Here is a 4,500-nt window from a genome sequence, read left to right as displayed (position 1 = left end):
AAAAGTTTTTACGGAAATCGAATAAGATTGATTTCTTCAACTACCGGGTGCGATTCCTCAATAACGAGGGATCGCTTTTTCCATATTGAAGTAACGAAGCAGGTTTGTTGAAGAAGAATTTTATGGATATATTATAAAAAAACCTGAATAAGCGAGGGGTGGAATTTATGATATATGAGTTTTCTTTGACCTTATTTTTTACATTCTTAATAGTTACAGCAATCAGCTTTGTAGTAAATAAAATCTTATCAAACAAGGTGACAGGGAAAAGATTATACGGAGTTCTTATAGTTCAAAGTTGTATAATCGCTACTCTCCTTACTTGGGTAATATAGATATTTTTGAATTTACAAGGTGCTTTCCTTCAAGAACTGGCTGCAATTAAGGCAGCCTTTTCTTATTGAACTAAAGTAAGCAGGTTAGTTGAAAAAGGAAATATCGTATTTGACTCAAATAGTGCAATAAAATAGATATTTTTCTGATGTATTTTAGCTGAAAATTATAAAATAGAATAAATCGTTTTCTAAAACAAACCATCCTAGAGAGGATGGTTTAGGAGGACAATTTCTAACTAATGGAGACCTTATGCAACACAATTGGAGTAAAGGGTGATACATTTATTTGTGTAAATGTATATTGGTGTATATTAATATTTATAGGTAAATAGCCGACAATTATTTCCAAAGGTACACGTTCTGGAGAGGATAAGGTTGGCTACAAAAAGAGTAAATATAACAGTAGACCCGATACTGCTCGATGAATTTTATAAGTACGCTGCCAAGAAGAGGATAAAGTTTTCCACTTGGATAAATGTAAAAATGCAGGAATTCATTGAAGAAGAACAGATGATCGAGGAATTAAAACAGAAGCGCTCATAAACCACCGATAGCCTGCTCATAATATCTTTAGTATATGTTGAGAGGTGGATGGATGATTAAAGATAGTAAATGGTGGTTTAAAATACTCCTGTTGATTTTATTATCAGTGGGGTTTAATTACCTTTTTATTAAAATAGCTGATTGGAAGCGCTCATGAAAACGGGTGCTTTTTATTTTGGAGGGAAAATAAGATGACTTTAAAAGAAAAATTTATCAATGAAACACTTAGTAAAGGAAACGGGACACCCGTATAGCTGTATAGTACATTGAAGTATTTTACAGCTCTGGAGTGGGAAATTTGCTGCGGGAGCCTTTTTTCTTGTTCCACTAACGAAGCAGTTTAGTTGAAGAAGAAAACTATTTATATCGTGTTGAAATATTTACGTAAATTACATTTTGATACTGACCAAGAGGCTTAGGTAATTTCAAAAAGCGGAAAAACGTGGGGGCTCTGTACATGGAAAATCTCTAATTTCATTTATATTTTGTGATATAATGTCACTTGGAAATTTGCAACAAGGAGTTAAATTCAACATGCCAAAAAATTTTGATTCACCTTAATCACAGCCCATGCATCCTAATTCTTTTTTGATGAAAAATCCGAAAAATGAAAAGAAAAAACCAAAGAGAAAAATTGGAAATTATATTTTCTTATCCATCCTTGCTTTATTACTTTTATGGGGGTTTAAAAGCTGTTCGGAGTCACTAATGGAAACAAAGATTAGAAAAGCAGGAGATTTTATTGATAAATGTGAGAACAGTTACGCTATGTGGCAAGGGGTAAATGGGAAAGATTGTGATGACGCAAGGAAGTTGTATTATCACTATACGGATAAAGAATGGAAGGAAGAAAAAAAGAGACTAATTGAACTTGGGGAAATCACCGAGGAAGATTTTCTTTACGATGAAATCAAACAAGAGGAGAAACAATAAAAATATAACAAAATCACTTTAAAAATCAAAAAATATAAATCATCCTGATTATTGAGGTTCCGTTTGGTGAATGATTCTTATTGTACTAAAGGGTGCTTTAATTGAAGATCCAGCTGCTATTTTTATGGCGGCTTTTTTCTTATTAAGCTAACGAAGCAGTTTAAGAAATATTATTACGTTGAATCTTGTATTTACCGAATAATAAGTGTATCCCTCTAAAAAATGGTAATTCTATATAATAGAGGTGATTACGTGATAGGACTTATTTTAGCAATTATCGTTTATAACTTTATCGCCTTTAAGACAAATAAGAAACTAACAGGTAATCAAATTATACAAATTTGGACATTTACCGTTGCGTTTCAGATAATATTTGATGTCATTATTGATTATAAATATCACGGTTACTGGTATTTTACTAAAGCCATTGATTGGAAAGGAATTATTCCACATATACTATTAGTCCCACCAGTTAATATAATTTTTATAAATTGGTTTCCTTTTGGAAAGAAATTTACTAAACAATTTGCGTACTTTGTAACTTTTGTATTAGCAATTGTAATTTACGAAGCAATAGCTAAATTACCGAATCCTTGGGGATACTTTCATAATGGATGGTGGACGCTTGGGCACTCGGCTATCGTAGACCCGATACTTCTATTGATCTTATTAGGATTTTATAAATGGATATGCAAGCTAGAAATAAAAGCAGTTAGCAAATATAAGCAAAATGGTAATTGATAAGAGAAGTTAACTTTTAAAAATTTTATAAAACTAATGGGTGCTATCATTGAGCATTACTAGCTGCTTCGGCGGCTTTTTTTGTTTGTTCCACTAACGGGGCAGGATAGTTTAACAAGTATTTACAAAAACTACGAATTATCAAGTTGCTTATTCCAAGGGAGAGAAATATTGAAAAAGATTTGGATTGCTTTTATAACAATTAATCTTTTTATGATTATTTCAGGCTGTTCCAATGATTATAAATACCCTCCAGGGAAAGATACTGTGGAAATTTATGGTGATGGAACTTATCAAATATTATCAGTAGGAACCTCAAATACGCTATACAATGTTAAGACGCAAGAAGATATTGAGAAAGTTGTTTACAAATACAAAGAAAAAAAGCCATCGGTCTATGTTATCGGAGAAAGTGGATATACGGTACTCAATTATCAAACAGGCAAAATTAAAAAGTATAAAAAAATGAACGAAATTCCTACAAAACAAAGAAAAGTTTTTACGGAAATCGAATAAGATTGATTTCTTCAACTACCGGGTGCGATTCCTCAATAACGAGGGATCGCTTTTTCCATATTGAAGTAACGGAGCAGGTTTGTAGAAGAAGGAAAACTAATTTTTTTCTAGAATAGTTATCAGTAACGTATTAATAAACCTGAATTAAAAGGATGATGTTATGTATAGGTTATTTGGGCTTTTAATAATTAGTTTATCACTCCTTACAGCCTCCATTGCCCTGCAAATAGCAAAAACAGTTGAGCAAGAGTTAGAAACTTCTTCTATTTGGCTAATTATAACTGCTTTAATCTTGGGCATTTTCTTGTTAATTCCCAAAAGTAAGAATGAGAAAAAAGACGAAGTTTATGTATCAGACGAAGAAATAGAGGCAGAATTGCTTAATAATAATTATAAAAATATCAAATAGAAGTATATCTTGGTTAGGTGAGGTCAATACATTTTTTCTAGTACTTCTTTAAAGTGTTAGCATTACTATAATAAGTTTGTGAACAAATATACTTAAACTAACGGGGTGCGATTGTTCAATTAGAGCAGTCGCTTTTTCTTGTTCCGCTAACGGGCAGGATAGTTTAATAAGATGAAAAGAGTCAAGAATTGAATTAGAATAGGTAAACAACATTGAGAAATACGTAACGATGTGGAGTGTAAAAGTCGTTTTTTGTAGATATAAGTTCAATGAAAGATACTGGGGTGAGTTTTTGAATGATTGATTTTGAGTGGTATAGAAGCTTTATTTATATATATAAATATAATTCGGTCTCGGAAGCTGCAAAGACACGCATCATGACACAACCTGCTATGAGTCAGCATTTAGCTTCTTTAGAAGCTGAAGTTGGGGAGCCCCTATTTATAAGAACCGCAAGGAAAATGGTGCCCACTGAAAGGGGAAAGGAATTATATTCACAGTTGGCCCCTCTTGTTGAATCATTAGAGGCAGCTACATTAAGTTTTAAAGGTGCTTCATTACCAACTCTTTCTATAATTAGAATTGGTTCAGCAATTGAATACTTTTATGAAAATATTCTGAATCAGCTAGAAGAATATAAAACATGTACGGTTTCTTACTTTGGAACTGCTGATGAACTGTTAGAATTACTAAAGGAAGGTATAGTAGATGTAATAATTACTTCAAAAAAGTTTCACGCTTCAGGTATTGAATATGTACCGTTATGTGAAGAGGAATTTGTTATTGTTGCCCCAAAACAATTAGAAATAGAAGAGGGTACTAACTTTAAGTTAAAAGAAAAATGGCTTTCGTCGCAAAATTGGATTAGCTATGGGCTAGACTTACCGATTATAAGAAGATTTTGGAGGGAGCACTTTAAAAAACGTCCAATCATTAAACCTATTCACGTAATTCCTAATTTACATTTGATTCTTAAGGCAATTGAAAACTGTGCTGGAATAAGTTTAATTCAGACATATATAT

The 4,500-nt window shown here is 32.2% G+C and carries 6 protein-coding genes; all 6 read left to right on the top strand.

Annotated elements, in window-relative coordinates; genetic code table 11:
* Positions 1-710: 710 nt before the first annotated feature.
* A complete protein-coding gene (locus V7161_RS24840) occupies positions 711-878 on the top strand; it encodes a hypothetical protein (RefSeq protein ID WP_335715492.1) in 168 nt (55 codons plus the stop codon).
* Positions 879-1,586: 708 nt separating this feature from the next.
* Positions 1,587-1,811 carry a hypothetical protein gene (locus tag V7161_RS24835; RefSeq protein WP_335715491.1) on the top strand — a complete coding sequence of 75 codons (225 nt, stop codon included), beginning with the start codon at positions 1,587-1,589 and terminating at the stop codon, positions 1,809-1,811.
* A 252-nt stretch (positions 1,812-2,063) separates the two neighbouring features.
* Complete coding sequence (locus V7161_RS24830) at positions 2,064-2,552, top strand: hypothetical protein (RefSeq protein WP_335715490.1); 489 nt, start codon at positions 2,064-2,066, stop codon at positions 2,550-2,552.
* 171 nt (positions 2,553-2,723) lie between these two features.
* A complete protein-coding gene (locus V7161_RS24825; protein WP_335715489.1) occupies positions 2,724-3,068 on the top strand; it encodes a hypothetical protein in 345 nt (114 codons plus the stop codon).
* 160 nt (positions 3,069-3,228) lie between these two features.
* The gene (locus tag V7161_RS24820; protein WP_335715488.1) at positions 3,229-3,477 is read left to right on the top strand and encodes a hypothetical protein; all 249 of its coding nucleotides are present in this window, start codon (positions 3,229-3,231) and stop codon (positions 3,475-3,477) included.
* Between the two features lie 296 nt (positions 3,478-3,773).
* A partial coding sequence (locus V7161_RS24815; RefSeq protein WP_335715487.1) for a LysR family transcriptional regulator occupies positions 3,774-4,500 on the top strand: 727 nt, incomplete at its 3' end.

The sequence above is a fragment of the Neobacillus drentensis genome (assembly GCF_036965425.1).
In the GTDB taxonomy this organism is placed as follows: Bacteria; Bacillota; Bacilli; order Bacillales; family Cytobacillaceae; genus Neobacillus; species Neobacillus drentensis_F.
This window is presented reverse-complemented; position numbering and strand designations above follow the sequence as displayed.